The organism is Cereibacter johrii (assembly GCF_001720585.1).
Lineage (GTDB): Bacteria > Pseudomonadota > Alphaproteobacteria > Rhodobacterales > Rhodobacteraceae > Cereibacter_A > Cereibacter_A johrii.
This window is the reverse complement of record NZ_MABH01000028.1, coordinates 1-16,822: the sequence shown is the minus strand read 5'-3', so window position 1 is coordinate 16,822 and position 16,822 is coordinate 1. Positions and strand designations below refer to the sequence as shown.

16 protein-coding genes and 1 pseudogene are annotated in these 16,822 nt (G+C 63.0%); 11 read left to right on the top strand and 6 right to left on the bottom strand.

Features of this window, described 5'->3' with window-relative positions:
* Genes A9O63_RS01280 through A9O63_RS01270 form a run of 3 tightly spaced genes read right to left on the bottom strand, consistent with a single transcriptional unit; the run spans position 1 to position 2,068 of the window.
* Complete coding sequence (locus tag A9O63_RS01280; RefSeq protein ID WP_069330300.1) at positions 1–660, bottom strand: amino acid ABC transporter permease; 660 nt, start codon at positions 658–660, stop codon at positions 1–3.
* Positions 657–1,457, bottom strand: coding sequence for an amino acid ABC transporter ATP-binding protein (locus tag A9O63_RS01275; protein ID WP_069330299.1), 801 nt, complete (start codon positions 1,455–1,457; stop codon positions 657–659). The genes A9O63_RS01280 and A9O63_RS01275 overlap by 4 nt, the downstream gene beginning before the upstream one ends.
* Positions 1,454–2,068 (bottom strand): DUF1989 domain-containing protein, encoded by a 615-nt coding sequence (locus A9O63_RS01270; RefSeq protein ID WP_069330298.1) that lies wholly within the window; start codon positions 2,066–2,068, stop codon positions 1,454–1,456. The genes A9O63_RS01275 and A9O63_RS01270 overlap by 4 nt, the downstream gene beginning before the upstream one ends.
* 296 nt (positions 2,069–2,364) lie before the next feature.
* Here A9O63_RS01270 and A9O63_RS01265 point away from each other — a divergent pair, with 296 nt between their 5' ends.
* Positions 2,365–3,543: a M24 family metallopeptidase gene (locus A9O63_RS01265; protein WP_069330297.1), complete on the top strand. Its 1,179-nt coding sequence runs from the start codon at positions 2,365–2,367 to the stop codon at positions 3,541–3,543.
* A 693-nt stretch (positions 3,544–4,236) separates the two neighbouring features.
* Here A9O63_RS01265 and A9O63_RS01260 read toward each other — a convergent pair.
* A complete protein-coding gene (locus A9O63_RS01260; RefSeq protein ID WP_069330296.1) occupies positions 4,237–5,118 on the bottom strand; it encodes a LysR family transcriptional regulator in 882 nt (293 codons plus the stop codon).
* A gap of 92 nt (positions 5,119–5,210) precedes the next feature.
* Between A9O63_RS01260 and blaRHO the strand changes: the two genes are divergently transcribed.
* From blaRHO to A9O63_RS22515, 10 genes and pseudogenes are all read left to right on the top strand, one after another.
* Complete coding sequence (gene blaRHO, locus A9O63_RS01255; RefSeq protein ID WP_069330295.1) at positions 5,211–6,353, top strand: RHO family class C beta-lactamase; 1,143 nt, start codon at positions 5,211–5,213, stop codon at positions 6,351–6,353.
* An 844-nt stretch (positions 6,354–7,197) separates the two neighbouring features.
* Positions 7,198–7,599 carry a hypothetical protein gene (locus tag A9O63_RS22525; protein ID WP_141703023.1) on the top strand — a complete coding sequence of 134 codons (402 nt, stop codon included), beginning with the start codon at positions 7,198–7,200 and terminating at the stop codon, positions 7,597–7,599.
* A 15-nt stretch (positions 7,600–7,614) separates the two neighbouring features.
* Positions 7,615–8,097, top strand: a complete 483-nt coding sequence (gene copM / locus A9O63_RS01250) for a CopM family metallochaperone (protein ID WP_069330294.1) — start codon at positions 7,615–7,617, stop codon at positions 8,095–8,097.
* 65 nt (positions 8,098–8,162) lie between these two features.
* A complete protein-coding gene (locus tag A9O63_RS23235) occupies positions 8,163–8,660 on the top strand; it encodes a MerR family DNA-binding protein (RefSeq protein ID WP_328585877.1) in 498 nt (165 codons plus the stop codon).
* Between the two features lie 409 nt (positions 8,661–9,069).
* Positions 9,070–9,207, top strand: a pseudogene (locus tag A9O63_RS22520) (IS5/IS1182 family transposase); the annotation flags it as partial.
* 104 nt (positions 9,208–9,311) lie between these two features.
* Positions 9,312–11,351: an N-6 DNA methylase gene (locus A9O63_RS01245; RefSeq protein ID WP_069330293.1), complete on the top strand. Its 2,040-nt coding sequence runs from the start codon at positions 9,312–9,314 to the stop codon at positions 11,349–11,351.
* A 305-nt stretch (positions 11,352–11,656) separates the two neighbouring features.
* Positions 11,657–12,748 (top strand): restriction endonuclease subunit S domain-containing protein, encoded by a 1,092-nt coding sequence (locus A9O63_RS01240; RefSeq protein ID WP_141703022.1) that lies wholly within the window; start codon positions 11,657–11,659, stop codon positions 12,746–12,748.
* Complete coding sequence (locus A9O63_RS01235; RefSeq protein ID WP_069330291.1) at positions 12,748–13,536, top strand: hypothetical protein; 789 nt, start codon at positions 12,748–12,750, stop codon at positions 13,534–13,536. Before A9O63_RS01240 ends, A9O63_RS01235 begins: the two co-directional genes overlap by 1 nt.
* A gap of 3 nt (positions 13,537–13,539) precedes the next feature.
* Entirely contained in the window at positions 13,540–14,493 is a 954-nt protein-coding gene (locus tag A9O63_RS21685) for an HNH endonuclease (RefSeq protein ID WP_141703021.1), read from the top strand.
* 464 nt (positions 14,494–14,957) lie between these two features.
* Positions 14,958–15,503 carry a YajG family lipoprotein gene (locus A9O63_RS22515; RefSeq protein WP_141703020.1) on the top strand — a complete coding sequence of 182 codons (546 nt, stop codon included), beginning with the start codon at positions 14,958–14,960 and terminating at the stop codon, positions 15,501–15,503.
* Between the two features lie 209 nt (positions 15,504–15,712).
* Here A9O63_RS22515 and A9O63_RS01225 read toward each other — a convergent pair whose 3' ends face one another.
* On the bottom strand, positions 15,713–16,195 hold the full coding sequence (locus A9O63_RS01225) for a hypothetical protein (protein WP_069330289.1): 483 nt from the start codon (positions 16,193–16,195) through the stop codon (positions 15,713–15,715).
* A gap of 12 nt (positions 16,196–16,207) precedes the next feature.
* Positions 16,208–16,822, bottom strand: a 615-nt coding sequence (locus A9O63_RS01220) for a M15 family metallopeptidase (RefSeq protein ID WP_069330288.1), incomplete at its 5' end; no start/stop codon positions are given.

Here is a 16,822-nt window from a genome sequence, read left to right as displayed (position 1 = left end):
TCAGCTCAGCCTTGCATAGCGCCGCTCGCCCCAGTTCGCGATCTGGGTGAGGACGGTGGTGAGGACAAGATAGATGACGGCCACGGCGATGTAGAAATCGAAGGGCCGGAAGGTCGCCGAGATCAGGGTCTGCGCATAGAGCGTGAGCTCGACCACCGTGATCGTGGACAGGAGCGACGTGTTCTTCAGCGTCGAGATCGCCTCGTTCGTGATCGAGGGCAGGATGATGCGGAAGACCTGCGGCAGCACGATGGTGCGCATGGTCTGGCTCTGGCTGAACCCCAGCGCCAGCGCGCTTTCGGTCTGGCCGCGGTGGATGGCCGAGAGGCCCGAGCGGACGATCTCGGCCACATAGGCGCCCGAGTTGATGCCGAGCGCGATGACGCCCGCGGTGAAGGGCGACAGACGCAGGCCGAGCTGCGGCAGGCCGAAATAGATGATGAAGATCTGGATGAGGGCGGGCGTGCCGCGGATGAACCAGATGTAGAAGGCGGCGGCGCCGCGCACGAGACGCAGGTCCGACCGCTGGGCGAGCGCGGCCAGGAGGCCGCAGGCCCAGCTCACGAGGATGGTGAGCAGCGTCAGCCACAAGACGAGCCAGGCGGCCTTGAGAAAGCCCGGTCCGTAGGCGGCGATATCCTGGAGAAGAGAGCCGTTCATGCCTGATCCTCTGTCGTCCGGGTCATTTCGTCGTGCAGGATGCGGTGCAGGAACTGCCGCAGCCGGGGGCTCTCGGGGTTGCGCAGCACCCTGTCGGGCGGGCCCTGCTCGGCCATCACCCCCTGATCAAAGAAGAGCACGCGGCTCGAGACGTCGCGGGCGAAGGCGATCTCGTGCGTGACGAGCAGCATGGTCATCCCGTCCGCGGCGAGCGAGGCCATCAGCACCAGCACTTCATGCACGAGCTCGGGGTCGAGGGCCGAGGTCACCTCGTCGAACAGCATGAGGCGCGGCTTCATCGCCAGCGCCCGCGCGATGGCCACCCGCTGCTGCTGGCCGCCCGACAGACGCGCGGGATAGCTGTCGCGCTTTTCATAGAGGCCGATCCGCGCGAGCAGGGCCTCGGCCTCTTCCACGGCCTGCGCGCGCGGGGTCCGGCGCAACGTCATCGGCGCATGGATCACGTTCTGCAGCACGGTCATGTGCGGCCAGAGGTTGTAGCTCTGGAACACCATGCCGATTTCGGCGCGCAGCTTCTGCAGCTGGACCTTCGTCGGATGGGAGGCCGCCCCCTTGCGGAAGTCGAAATGGAAGTCGCCGAAATCCATTTTGCCCGCCTGCGGCATCTCCATCACGTTGATGGAGCGCAGGAAGGTGGACTTGCCCGAGCCCGAGGCGCCGATGATCGAAACCACCTCGCCCTGCGCCACATCGAGCGACACGCCCTTGAGCACCTCGAAGGTGCCGAAGCTCTTGCGGATCTCGCGCAGGCGGAGGAGGGGTGCACCGTCCGTCATGCCTCTTCTCCCTCTGCATGGAGGATGACCTCGATGTCGCGCGGCGTGCGCGCGCTGCCGTTGATCGGCGTCACGTCCTGCGGGCAGGCCGAGAGCACGAGGAGGAGGTCCATCTCGGCGCGCAGGGTCACAAGGTCGCCCGGCTGGCTGCGCGGCGGCAGCCGGTCGAGGCTGCCGTCGAAGGCCACCGGCACGTTCATGAACAGGTTGAGCGAGGCGGGCGTGAAGGGCAGCGACAGCCCGTGCGCGGCGATCGCCTCGTGGAAGTTCTCGGTGCAGCTGCGGTGGTGCCCCGTGCAGCCGAGCTCGCGGTAGATCTCGGCGCTGCAGGGGCAGAGCAGCGTGTCGTGACGGCCCGGCGTCGTGTCCTCGATCATGGTCAGCATCGGCCGGCGGCGGACCGACATCACCCGCTGACCTGCCTCGAAGAACAGATTGCTGTTCACCGAGCGCGTATGTTCCATCGCCGAATGGTCAAACGGATCGTCGAGCGCCAGCGCCCAGGTGTCGACCACCTGCGTGCCATGCGGATTGCGGATCGTGGCGCACTGGCCTGCCCTCACCGCATAGGCTGCGCCTCGGGCGGCAGGGAGAAGGTGGCTTTCGCGCATCGGGCAGTCCTTTCGGAAGGTCGGCAAGGCTCATGCAGACGGTGGTGGGGGGAAGCGGTCGCCATGGAAACGCAAATTCAGTATACCAATGGCATTCGGAACCGTCTTTTACGAACCTGTCAAGAAAGATGCAGGCTTTGCCCACGGGTGCTGCACGATCGGGCAGGTCCGTGCCCGCCAAGGGTGCCAGCGACTCTCTGCCACGCCGGACTTGCCGAACGCGGAATACGCTCGGTATACTGAAATCAGGCCAAGTCCTTGCGCAGCTGGCCCGGCGCGAGACCGCGAGGAGCTCCATGAGCCGCTATTTTTCCCGATCCGAATATGAGCGTCGCTGGCAGAAGGCCGAGGCGCTGATGGCCGAGCGCGGCTTCGAGACGGCCGTCGTCTTCTCGCGCGGCGGCGGGACGACCGACAATTGCGGCGACGTGCTCTATCTGGCGAACCACTATTCGGTCAGCGGCGGCACCGATTCGACGATCTGGTCGGCGCGGTCCTTCTCGGCGGTGATCCTGCGCCGCGGGCAGGAGCCCGAGCTGCATATCGACGAACCCGAGGGGCGCGCGGATCTGCTCGCCATGGACCGGGTGGCCTGCCACAACCATCCGTTCATAGGCGTGGCCGAGGCGCTGGTGGCCCGGGGCGTCACGGGGCGCGTCGCGCTCTGCGGAACCCAGTTCATCCCGGTGAAATATTACCAGCAGCTCGTGTCGCGGACGCCCGAGATCGAATGGGTCGAGGCCGATGACCTGATCCGCAGCCTGCGCCGGATCAAGAGCGCGGAAGAGCTCGATTGCTACCGGATCGCCGGCGAGGCCGCGACCGAGGCCACCACGGTGCTGATGCAGGGCCTCCTGTCGGGCCTGTCCGAGCGCGAGGCGGCCGGCGAGGCCGCCCGCGTGACCGTCGCGCGCGGCGGGCGGGTGCAGGCGATCGGCACCAATCACGGCGACACGATGCAGTATGACTACCGCAACCCCCTCACGGGATCGAGCGCCGACACGCCCGCCGTGGGCGACATGGTGCGCGGCACGGTCCATGCGGCCTTCTTCCAGGGCTATTACCTCGATCCCGGCCGGACGGCGGTGCGCGGCACCCCCACCGCCGACCAGCGGCGGCTGATCGAGGCCACCAACGACATCGTCCAGCGGCTGATCGGCATGATGCGCCCCGGCGCGCGTCTTCTGGACGTGGCGGCCGAGGGGGACCGGATGACACAGGCCTTCGGCGGCGAGATCTCTCCCCTGATGAAGAACTTCCCCTTCTACGGCCACGGGATCGGCCTGTCCTTCGAGCAGCCGCGGATCTCGACCGCCATGTCGCTGCCGGGCGATGTGGTCGAGGAGAACATGGTCTTCGGCGTCGAGGCCTTCCTCGCCCTCGAGGGCGTGGGCTCGGCCTTCTTCGAGGACATCGTGATCGTGACCGCAGACGCCCCCGAACTCCTCACCCGCACCCCCCACTATTTCTGGTGAGCCACCTCCGCGGGCCTGCGCCTCGCGGCGCTCAGGCCTGCGCATCGCGGTCAAGGAGGGCTCTCAGCCCGCGACCGGCCATCCGAGCGAGACGGATGCGGCGGGTTCGGGCAGAGCGACCTCCGGCCTCTCGACCCCTGGTCCGGGGAGATCGCGCCGTCGACAAGATGCGCGGGCACCTTCGTGCGGCTATCCTCCGCCGGGTCGGCCCTTGGCCTTCCCGTGAGGCGAAGGAACCGGCGTCGATTTCGGGCGGAGGAGCAAAGAACTCTGCCCCGATCCGCGCGAGCCAGGACCTTCTACCCGAACCGCAGCATGACGCCCGGAGCGCTCTGGAACGGCCACCCACAGCCGGGTGGCGGCTGCCCTGCCCTGTCGCCCCCTCCGCATGCGTAGAGCGCAGGTCGGGGGATGGGGCGGAGCCGTGGCGCATGGGTCGCTGAAACAGACGGTCATGCGAATGGTTGGTGGGTGGTGAGGGGCCCGAACCCCCGACATCCTCGGTGTAAAGAAGGGCGGCACCAGCCAAGTTATTGATCTGCCGTCAAAGGCGCGTGTTGTAAAAGGCGCGTGTTCACGGTCTGGCCAAGATTTCCGGGTTCACTCAGGTTCAGTGAACCCGGGCGCGTCTCGTAAATCGCGGCCCTGCATGTGCCGCGTCCTCGGGCTGCGGCAGGCGCGGAGCGGTCGCTTTCATTCAGGGGCACGCGGTTGACGAAGCACGTCGCGCATCCAGTCCAGCAAGGCTCTTGATGCTGATGTCATGCGTCGCTCCTTGGGCACGGTCAGCCAGTAGCTGCCCAGGGTCACGGTGGCGGCAAACGGGCGTGTCAACCGACCCGCCCGAACATGGCGTTCGAACATCGGCGCAGGTAGCAAGGCGATCCCGAACCTCTCGGAGGCGAGCTCCGCCAGCCCGATCGAACTGTCCAGGATGGGCCCCGTCAGAGAAGGGCAGCTTTCACCTGCCTGCGCGAACCAGGCCGGCCATTCATCGGCCCGATAGCTGCGCAGAAGCGTGTGCCTGTGAAGGTCTGACGGAACCCGCAGCCCCAGATCTGGAGCGCAGAACGGCGTCATGGGGGCATCCATGATGTGATGCGCCTCGAGCCCCGGCCACTGGCCGTCGCCGAAGCGGATCGCCGCGTCCAGCCCCTCGCGCGCGATCTCCACCCGGTTGTTGTGGGTGGACAGGCGCAACGTGATGCCGGGATGCGCACGGGCGAATGCCTGCTGCCGAGGGATGAGCCAGCCCGCCGCAAAGGTCGTCACCACGCCGATGTTGAGCACCTCGCCCGCCTGCCCCGCCGCCACCCGGTCCAGCATGCGGGCGATGTCGTCGAGCCCGCGCTCCATCACCGGGAACAGCGCTTGACCCGCATCCGTCAGCATCAGGCCACCCGGCGTTCGCTGGAACAGGATCACGCCCAGCATATCCTCCAGCCGCGCGATCTGGTGGCTGACGGCGGCCTGAGTGACGCGCAGTTCGACGGCTGCGCGGGTAAAACTGCCCTGACGAGCGGCCACCTCGAAGGTGCGCAGGGCGTTCAGCGGGATGTCGGGACGATCTGGCATGAGATCTACTTATGTGCAGTCCAACCCTTTGTCGTCTGCCCTGTGCAGTCGGCGCGGTCTATCCCGGCTCCGATGATCGTATAGGACAGGACATGAAGCACCTTTCCCCCCTCCCTATCCTGCTCGTGGCTGGCGCGCTGACGCCCGCGCTTGCGCAAGACAGCACGCCGTCGTTCGAGAGCGCTGCCGCCGCGGCCTTCGAGAGCGTCATCAAGGAGCATGACATTCCCGGTCTGGTGGTGGGCGTGACCCACGGCGGACGGCACAGTTTCTATCAGACAGGCCTGGCCTCACGCGAAGATCAGCAGCCGGTAACCCCTGACACTCTTTTCGAGCTCGGCTCGATCAGCAAGATCTTCAACGTGACGCTGGCGGCCATGGCAGAGGAGCGGGGCGCGCTGTCGCTCGATGCGCCGGTCGCCGACTATCTTCCCTCCCTGCGAGGTTCTCCTGCAGGAGAGTTGACGCTGATCGATCTGGCGACGCACCACACCGGCGGCCTCCCGTTGCAGGTGCCGGACGATGTTGCAGATGTCGATCGCCTGGTCGATTGGCTGCGGAATTGGCGACCGCCCGAGCCCGGTGCGCGCAGCTATTCCAACATCAGCATCGGCCTATTGGGGCACATCACCGCGGGCGTGCTGGGCATGAGCTATGCTGATGCGTCCCGGACGGTTCTCTTCCCGGCGCTCGGATTGAAGAGCACGTGGATCGACGTCCCCACCGATGCGATGGGACGCTACGCCTTCGGCTATGACCGCAAGACAAACGCGCCGATCCGGGTTACGCCCGGCGTGCTGGACGATGAAGCCTACGGGGTAAAATCCTCCGCTCGCGACATGCTGACGCTGCTCGACCTCGAGCTCGGAATCGGCACAGCCTCGCCCGAAGTTCAAAGTGCGGTGGCCGCCACGCAGGAGGGCCGGTTCCGGACACGCCTGTACACCCAGGCCATGATCTGGGAGGCCTATCCTTGGCCAGTCGATCCGGAGCGTCTGGTGGAGGGGAACGGATACGACTTCATCCTCCAGCCTCAGCCTATGGACGAGGTGGACGCGGTACCTGATCAAGGGGTCATCCTGAACAAGACAGGTTCCACGAACGGCTTCGGGGGGTACATCGCGATAGTGCCGAGCGAGGATCTGGGCGTCGTCGTCCTTGCCAACCGCAACTACCCCAACGAGGCGCGGGTTCGAGCCACCCACGACCTGATCACTCACATCTTGGGCGAATAAGTTCGGCATGCTCAGGGGGCCGCCAAACGGCCGGAGTGTCCGCTTCACGGCCCCCGGAATTCAGGGCGGGGAAGGTCTGCAGGCCACTGAAATAGTCGCTCGGTCGGAACAGTTTCCCTTGGCAGGCTGACGAGGGAGACTCGCTCCCCGGGTTGGGCATGCCCGGGTGCGCCCCCTGATCTCATGCCGCATGCAACTTCGGGAGACGGACCAGGTTGCGGGCCGCCATCGTGAAGGTGAACTGGGCGCCGATGCGCTTCACGCCTCGGAGCATTGGCTGCGCCATCGGTCCTAGGGTCTTGGCCCGTCCGAAGGGCCTCGGCGTCCATGCTGAGCTGCGCGTCGTTCACAACCCGGCGGATCTTGCGGAGGGGATGATGGGCAGGAATGCGCTCCTCAAGGTCCACTTAGCTGAAGAGCGATCCGCTCGTCTCGCCCATCCCGCGCATCCAGAGCCCCCTCGTCCTGCCCGTGAGGGTAGATCACGTCCCGCAACCGGTTTCGATGCCACGCCTTTTCAACAACGCAGTAGTCGACGTATCGACTCGCGATAATCGCCTCCCGGACACGGAAGGTTGAGCCGAAGCACATCGATCGGGCTAAGGCTCTTCTTGACCTTCCACTAACTGGAAGCCCTAACTTTAAGGTTCACCAGGTTGAGGGGAGCGCCTTCATGCAGTTCCAGATCTACAACATGGCCTGAGCCGTGCTCCAGGACACCGGGTTTCCGCCGCGCCCCGCGACGCAACGTATTGCCGGCTGGCGGTGAGGATGCCGGGAGGCGCGCGCTGATGGCGAGCGGACTGGAGTTGTGGGCGGAGCGGTTTCCCCGGATGGACGAGCAATGATGAAGAAGTCGGCGTGGAATTGGAAAATGGGTTTGACAGCGTTACTGACGCTGGCCTTCGTCCTCGTCTGGCCGCCTGCCGGCCATGGGTCTGCATCATCCGATAATCGCGGGGTTCAGGCAGAAATTCATGGCCACCGCGTAGACGCCGAACAGAACGACCCGGCCCTCTATTGCAATGTCACGTCTGATGGCGATTGCGCCGCTTCTGCGATCAGCTGTTGCATGATGGCGCATTGTTGCCCGGGCATTTCGGTCGAACCGCAAGACCTGCCCGTGGTTGTCTGGGACGACGGGGCGATTGTCCCGGCAGTGGTCCTTGGCAAGGGCAGTAATCCAGGCGTGGTGCTGCCACCGCCGCGACGTGTGCCAGTCTGGTTGCCCATGAAACTCACATGATACGGAAGATTTGAAATGAACATCGGAAAGACGATCCTCGCTGCGGCTGTCGCCGCAACCGCCTTCTCAGCGCCCGCTTTGGCGCAGGAGACGGAGTTCCAGCTCCCCGAGCAGTGCACGACAGCTGCCACCGCGGGCGGCATGGACCATTCGGCCATGGGACATGGGAACATGGCTGGCAATCAGGGCGCCGGCATGATGGAGATGATGGGCATGGGAGGCATGGACCTGGAATCCATGCCCGAGCATGTCCGGGAGAACGTGCGCAAGATGATGATCAGCATGCCGGCCATGCACGAAGGCATGATGATGGAGGATGCCGACGTGGCCTTCGCCTGTGGAATGATCGCCCACCATCAGGGCGCCATCGACATGGCTGAGGTTCTGCTCGAGCATGGTGACGATCCGCAGATGCGCGCGCTTGCCGAGGAGATCATCGCGGCGCAAGGCCCCGAGATCGAGCGGATGACCGCTTGGCTGGCTGAGAACGCCAACTGAGATCACACTGGCCGCGCGGTGCAAGCTGCGCGGCCTCTTGCCTCCGCGCCCATTGAGATCACCGGATATGCCAGCAGCTGGAACCCTTATGTTGGCTGGAGCAGCTACGGAGGTGCCGCGATGAATATCGGAACAGCCGCCAAGCAATAGGGCCTGCTGCCGAAGAAGATCCGCTACTACGAGAACGTCGGTCTGTTGACCGCCGACCGGGCTGCCAAAGGTTACCGCGACTATCTAGCGAGGACGTCCTACGCCTGCGCTTCATCCATCGGTCCCGCAGCCTCGGGTTTTCGGTCGAGGAGTGTCGGCAGCTGCTCTCCCTCGATACCGACCGCGACCGCGCGAGCGCGGATGTGATGGCGATCGCACTGAAAGGGTTGGCGAGATTGATCGCAGGATCGCGGAACTTACCGGGTTGCGAGAGATGCTCGGGCATCTTGTCGAGAATTGTCATGGCGACGCCCGCCCGGATTGCGCGATCATCGACGGTCTCTCGGGCAGGTCGCGCGGAGACTACCACGTTGCCGAGAAACCGTGCCATCGACACCGGGTGCAGGACGTGAATCGCGTCCCGCTGGTGAAGTTGCGGCACCGCATCCGCGGCTTTCGGCGAATGCCGCCTTCCGTAGTTCGCTTCGGCAGCGACGCAATGTGCAGAGAGCAAACTGCGGGCTCCGTTCTGCCGGGTGCGACAAAACGACGCGCTCTGCGCATCGCCACTATCCGAGCGCGGCACGGCGAAAGACCCAGCCAGCCCTTTGCAGTCGGTCGTACTGGGACCAACGAGAGGTTGGGCGCAGGCACGAGGGGGCGAGAAGCCGACCGGCTGCGGTGCGGCAGGGTTTCTGCGGCATCGAGTCTAAGCGGACACTCGCCCTGCCGCCCGCGTCTTCGGTGCCGGGTTGACACGGAGGGCGGGAAGCTGCACCGCAAACCTGTCCAGAGAGCGGGAATCAACTCACTCAGGTTTGCGCAGTCCTCTGCGGCTGCGGCCACAACATCCGCAAGATCCTCGCCCATCTGAGGAAAATTCTCGCTGCTGTCATCGCCCTCGTCCTGGCGATGATCCAGCAGGAGCAATTTCAGCGACAAAGGCTCGCAGCTGCCTGATCGCGTTGTTCAGACTGAACTCGATGCAGCCATCTTCACGAGGTTGGCTCTTGAAAAGTTCGGCTGAATATTGCCATCTGCCCGCATCGGCAAGGTAGGCAAGAATGAACAAAGTGTCCGCGGAATTCAACGAATTCGTTTTGTTTTCAAAGGAAGATGTGGAGGCGCTTGAAGCCCGCATCGTCTACAAGGACGTGCGTGGCAAACAAGTTCCGTTTGTAACCTGCCTTGTTCGCGGCAAAGAGGTGCAACTGAAGCCCGAGGAACGCAACCGCCAGCTTTGGCTACACCGCCTCATCTTTAAGTTGAAATACCCGTCGTCCAAGATTGCTGTCGAGTATCCGATCACTTTCGGTCGGGACTCGTCAAAGCGGGCGGATATCGTGGTTTTTGACGCTGATCGGGCAACGGTGCCCTACATCATCGTTGAGGTGAAGCAGGTCAAATATAAGGATGGCAAAGAGCAGCTCCGCTCATACGCCCACGCAACCGGTGCGCCCTTGGCGGTGTGGAGTGATGGCATTCTTTCCGAGGTCTGGCATCGGAAGAACCCGAACTACTTCATGCCGATCCACGAGCTGCCCCGTGCTGACCAGACGATTGAGGATGTCGTCGACCAACCGTGGACCATCCAGACCCTGATCGACCTCGAGGAAGATCGGGTTAAGGAGGGCAAGTTTGCCCGCTCTCTGCGCGACCTGATCGAAGACATGGAAGACGAGGTTCTGGCCAATGCCGGTGTCGATGTCTTCGAGGAAGTCTTCAAGCTGATCTTCACCAAGCTCCATGACGAGATGAACTCGCACCGGCTGGGCAACGCCCTGCGGTTCCGCAACCAGAACACGGCGGCGCAACTCAAGGTGGCGATCCAGAATCTGTTCGACGAAGCCAAGAAGAAATGGCCCGGCGTCTTCCTTGACGATGAACGCATCCGCCTTTCAGCGGACCACCTTCAAGTCTGCGTCGGCTCGCTGGAAGAATGGAAGCTGTTCAACTCCAACCTCGACGTCATCGACGACGCATTTGAATACCTCGTCTCGAAATCGTCGAAGGGCGAAAAAGGCCAGTATTTCACCCCGCGGTGGGTGATCGACATGTGCGTCAAGATGATGAATCCGAGAGAGGGCGAGACGGTTATCGACACTGCCTGCGGTTCGGCGGGGTTCACCGTGCACAGCATGTTCCACGTCTGGCGGCAGATCATGCGGACCCTGGGGCGCGAGGAAAGCCACCTGTTCACCATGGAGGCCAAGCCGGATCGTTGCAAAGACTATGTGCGCGACAACGTGTTCGCCATCGACTTTGACGAGAAAAGCGTTCGCGTCTCGCGCTGCCTGAACCTGATCGCGGGCGATGGCGAAACCAACGTCCTGCACATGAACACGCTCGACTGGACGAAGTGGGACGAGACCGCCAAGCAAAACGAATGGCTCGACACCTACGGTGACGGCTGGCGACGGCTGCGGAAGCTGCGCGTAAAGGGAAAGGGCGAGGCGGCGGATAGCCCCAGCTATCGCAGCTTCGGCTTTGACGTGCTGATGGCGAACCCGCCCTTCGCGGGTGACATCAAGCAGTCCGACATGCTTGCGCCGTATGACCTCGCCCACAAGAAGGATGGCAAGCTGGAGAAGGCGGTCGCCCGCGACCTCCTGTTTATCGAGCGCAATCTTGACTTCCTCAAGCCCGGTGGGCGGATGGCGGTTGTCCTGCCGCAGGGGCGGTTCAACAACTCTTCGGATCAGCGCCTGCGCGAGTTTATCATGGAACGCTGCCGCATCCTCGCCGTGGTGGGGCTGCACCCGAACACCTTCAAGCCGCACACCGGCACCAAGACCAGCGTCTTGCTGGTGCAGAAGTGGAATGACGATGCGGCCAAGGGGCCGCTCTGCCCGAAGGTCGAGGATTACGACATCTTCTTTGCCACGCAGAAGGTGGAAAGCGTCGATAACTCGGGCCGCAAGGTCTATCGCAAGAACGCGGACGGCACGTTCATGCGAGACACGCACGGCCATTTTGTCGTATCGCATGACCTGTTCAACCACGATGGCCTGACCGAGGACGGGATCGCGGAAGCGTTCGAGGAATTCGCCCGTAAGGAGGGCTTCAGTTTTTTTCGGAACGCCCCTTCGACCAAGGCCGCCTAAGCGGTCTGTTGGAGGGGCTTGAGGCAGCCGTCGTTTCCTCAATCGAATTGCCCCAGGATCTGCGATTTGATGCACAGTTCTTCCAAAAGGCATACATCGCAGAAGACCAAGCCTTACACCGACATCAGCTAAAGCGCGTTGGAAAGGCCGCGTTCGTCACTGACGGGCCCCATGGCTACCATGAGGTTGATGAACATGCCCCAACGGCCATGTTGACCGCGAAATGCGCTGGATCGTGGTTTGCTGATCGCTCGCCTGCTGAAACAGTGGCTGACTGGGTTGTCGAAGCAAATAGGCGGTCACTCTTGGAGAATGACGACCTGATCCTTTCGACCAGAGGAACCGTTGGAAACTGCGCGATTGTCACAGATGAAGCCCTGCCCTCGATCATAGACCAAGATGTTGCTCGAATTTCACTCTCCGGGGGCAGCGGCTTACTGCCCCAATTCGTCGTGACCTATCTGAACTGCAAGTTTGGCCAAGATTACATTGCGCGGCACTCTTCGGGAATGGTCCAACAGGGAATGTCGCTCGCCAAAGTCCGCGAAATCCCCATTCCGGTTTTGAGCGATGTGTTCCAGTCGCGGATCAAGTACACGCTCAATCAGGCACTTTCAAAGCGGAGATTGGCTCGTAGCAATGCTTTGGAGGCAGAGCAAAGCCTCTTGGGGTTCCTCGGCCTTGCCAACTGGACCCCGCCCGAACCGCTCGCCTACACCGCCCGCGCATCGGATGTCTTCGCCTCGGGCCGGTTCGATGCCCGCTTTTACGCCCCGCGCATTCAGGCCCTCCTTGACCTGCTGGCGGTGGATGGGCGCACCATTGCGGACGTGGCCGACCCACGGCGCGACAAATTCCGCCCCGATGTCTGCGCGGCCTTCGACTATATCGAGATCAGCGACATCGACGGGGCCGGGGCGGCCACCAGTACGCGCCTTGCCACGGAGGACGCGCCCAGCCGGGCCACATGGCATGTGCGGGCGGGGGACATCATCACATCCACCGTGCGTCCGATCCGCCGCTTGTCTGCCCAGATCACGCCCGACCAAGAGGGGTTCGTCTGCTCGTCCGGGTTCGTCGTGGTTGCGCCCCGCGACATCGCGCCAGAAGTGCTGCTAACTTACTTGCGTCTGCCGGTGATCTGCGAACTGCTGGACCTGTTCGCCAGCGCCAGCATGTATCCGGCCATCACTGACGCCGCCATCTTCAACCTGCCGCTGCCCCATGTCCCGGACGTCGTGGCCGATCAGGTGACGCAGAGCGTGATTGCCGCGAAGGCAGCAAAAGCCCGTGCGGCCAGCATGTTGGAGGCGGCCAAACGCGCCGTGGAGGTTGCGATTGAAGCCGGAGAACCCGCCGCCATGGCCTCCCTTGACCAAGCAGAGGGGGCGATTTGATGGCTTTGCCTCCCCACGCCATCGAGTGGATGAACCGGGCCGAGATCGACTACATCGGCCCCTTCGTCAAGGCCTGGGCGGCCTTCAACGCGTGGTTCCGGCACGCCTCCCGCGAAGAGCAGGAACGGGCGATGCTGAACTGGGTAAAGAACCAGCCCAACGCCATCAGGCGTGGTATTCTGCCGCTTCTGCGCGAGGATAACGATACAGCCGACGCGATTGCCTTTCAGCAGGCTGTATCTGCCCTTCTTCAAAGGCTTGACGATATCCATCTGGAAATCATTCGAAAGGGCGTCCGCGAAAGGGTGTCATTGCGCACCGTGTGCATCAATCCGCGCAACCTAAACCAAGAAAGACTGGAACATCGGCGACACGAATTCAGCGTGAGGAAGATCGCTGGGGGGCATATCGAAATCCGAGTGGTTTCCACCGCAAATGCGCAAGAGAAGTTCAAGGAAACGCAGGAACGATACGACCCGGCGGCCCTCTATGAACTTGCCACCTTTCGGGCCCTATCGGAGGATCAGCAGACCAAACTTCGGGAACTTTACGACTCCTGTAATCCGCGGCCAATGGCAGACCTGCTTCGCAACGGTGCGCCGCCCCTACAGATCGGCGCTGTGCAGTTCCAATGCACCGACGAGCAATTGTTCTCGGGGCTCATCGAGACGCTCTATGCGATGCGCAACGCCCTGCTCCATGGCGAGATGGATCCAGATCCTCGTGTCCTTGCCTGCTATGAGCCGGCCTACCGAGTCGTGATGATCTTTCTTTCCTGTGTGAGGTGATCTGTGGCGCTTAGAGTCAAGGATCTTCCCGCCCCGGTCACGGCTGCCAAGGCTGACTGGCTGGCCGGAACGACGTGGATTGGGCTCACACCCATGAACGACAACCAAAACTCGCGCAACAAATGCACTAAGACGATCCAAGACCAAGTCGGGAACGGCTATGTGATCGAATACATCGTCAAGTCCGCTGAAAAGCCCAATCCAGGATTCGAGAACCACCCCGACTATCTGGCAGAACGGTTGAGCCATGCAGAGCAGGCTGGCCGATTTGTGGCCGTGCATCGGCTACGTTATGCACACCGCCCTCTGGTTTCCATCCTTGGTCAATCTGAGTATGATCGGTTGCAGGACATGTGGGCGCGGGGCGGCAAGAAGTGGCGCTGGTCCGTAGCTTTTCCGATCATCGAATCCTATCGCGTTGCCGGGAAGCCAAAAGCGAAAGACGTTCTCGGCCAAGAGGCATACGAACGGGTTTTTCAACATTCAGCCTCAACCCTGCGTCCTTTTTCGCCGCCCAAGCAGGCGTCCTTGGCAGAACTCGAACTTGAGCCGGTTACGGCGTTGAATGCGATGATCGCTATCGAGGACGAGTTCGAATATGCGGAGCTGAGCCAGCTTTCCAGTTCCGCAGTGAAGCAGATGCAACGTGAGTTGCCCGATAGCGCGCTTGAAGGCATGGACTCGGAGCGGCGCGTGAAGATCCGCAAACGTGCCGCTTGGATCGTCGATAGATTCATTAGGATTCGGCAAAAGGAAGGTGCGCTGACCTGCGACGACTGTGGGTTTGATCCTATATCCCTGTTTTCGGATAGTTCGGTTTCTCCGCGTCGGATGCTTGATGTCCATCACAAGTGCCCAATGCAGGAAGGCATTCGATACACGACCGTGAACGATTTTGCGTTACTTTGTCCAACCTGCCACCGCGCTGAGCACGCCCGTCAGAGTTTGCTCGCGTAGAGGATCTGCTCGGTTCGCGACAGTCCAAAGCGCGCCCCCGCAACCATCGAAATCTAACACGCAGACACGAAAACCTCCTCCGGGAGGTTTTTGTGCATTCCGCCGCCGCTCGAGCCGAGCAGAGGCCCGAAATCGCCGCGGATCTCGATTCACAGACCGTCGACCGCTTCGGCGTCCGGCCGGACCACCACCGTTCCGAGAAGATCCCGCAGCGCCCCATCCGCCTCGACCAGTTGCGGCCGGGCGCGCTATTTTGCCGCGCTCCGCCACGCAGCAGCGGAAGTCGGCTCCCTGCGCAGCGCGCCCGCTCGCGCAGTCAGCTTGAGCGGCCGGCTTAGCAGGATGCCGCGGATGCCATGTCGCGAATGTGTCAGATTGCTCACTTTTTGGCCTAGCTTGCGCCACACTTCGGTGACCAGTTCGACCTGTGCCTACCTTCTAACCTCTTCTTTCAAGGACCAACTATGAGACTATCTCTTAGCACGGCGTTGCTGGCCTTTCCGATGCTCGTGCTCGCTGGCTGCGACACATCCGTTACACCCGTTTATCAGACAAGTTCCCAGAATACGATCTCGCTGCAACCTGTTGCCGCCGCGGGGAAGCGAGCCAAGGTGCAGAAGTTCCTTGTGGCAGAGGGTGTTAACACACAGCCGACATGCCGGCTCGCCGGCCCGATCGACGTCGGCGGAGGGCAGACGGCTGCGCAGGCCCTTCAAGAAGCTATAACCGCGGAGTTCTTGGCCGCTGGCCTCTATAGCGATCGCGGGACACCCCTCACCGTCACGCTTACCAATATGAAGGTAGACACGTTTAGCGGATATTGGGATCTGGCAGCCGTCGTACAGTCACCCAAGCTTCCGGCAGGATACACCGTTACAACCCGCTACGAATACAAGACGAGCTTTTCCGCGTACTCAGCATGCCCTAATGCGGCATTGGCGTTCAATCGCGCTGCATCCGCGTTCATCAATCAGATCGTGACGAACCCTAAGTTTCGGACGGCAATCTGACGCGTGGGTACGGCGCGCTTCAACCTATATTTTGAAAGCGCGTGGCTCCTCAGCTTTCGGAGGAAGAGACTTCGCCCCGTACAACCTTGCCTGCTTTCGTGTGAATGAGCTTCAGATGCGCCGTGCATAGGGGGCCTCGCGGCTGCGCAAGCTGCGCATTGCGGTAGTAGGGGCGCGGCCGGTTGCCGCGCCCCGGGCGGGCGGGATGCTCAGCGCTCGGCCATCTCGAGCAGCTTCGACCGGACAAGCGCATCGAACGTCTCGGTAGAGGGTGACAAGCGCTTCAGGGCCTCGGGCACCGAGGCACGGGTGTACGACGAGACGAACTCGGTCGCGACCTCGCGCGTCAGCCCCCGCGCGACCGCCACCCGTGCAGCCGTCATGATCGCCGAATGCAGCGCCTCGCGGTGCCGTGCCTCGATCTGGATCCCGGTCCAGCGCTGGAAGCGGACGGTCGCCAACCCGATCAGGGCGGTGAGCGCCACGCCTGCGAGATCGAGTAGGCTGGGCGTCAGCGCAGTCAGGAGGTCGCTGCCAGTCGCGGCGGCGGCGGGCAACGCAAGCGTGGCAAGGATCGCGACGGAGATAACGGAAGGGGCCACCCGGGCAAGGGCCCCCACCAGCGGCCAGACGACGAGCAGGATGAAGGCTGATGCGCAGATCGCGACAGCCAAAATGAAGATCGGGGACATGGGCTTTCTCCTTCATAGGCAGGCGAACTGGAAGTGCATCCAGTCGCGGTTGCAGGCGCGGCCGAGGCTAGTGGCGCCGGCGGCTTCGACGATGGTCCAGAAGGGCTCGTAGATGGGCGCGGCGAAGCTCGCCCGGTCACGGCCCCAGCGGAGCGGGTTGCGTTCGGGGTCGAGATCGACGGCGATCCCCCAGGCATGCATGGAGAGGGCCGAGCCGCCGCGCATGGGCCGATGGTTGAAGCAGCCGCCGAAGAGGTTCAGCCGCAGCCGCTCGAACTCGGCAGCGCCGTAGTGCGCCACCGCCTTGCGGAAGATCCGCGTCATGGGCGCCGCCACCAGCCTGTGGCAGCGGAAGCTCGTGACGCTCGTATTGAGATCCCAAGCGAGGCGGAACGGGATCGGCAGCTCGACGATCCCGGCGGTGCAGTCGGGACCGCCCGCCACGCCGTAGAAGGTCGCGACCGACTCCTGCCGCGGATAGGCGCCCTGGGTATCGGCCACGGCATGGCCCGGCAGCGGCACCCGGTCAACGGCCGCGCGCACCGGCCCGGAGGCCCAGGCGGTCAGCGCCTCGAGCGTGTTGGGCCCGAGAAGCCCGTCGATCCGGCCCGGCGAATGGCCGAGCCG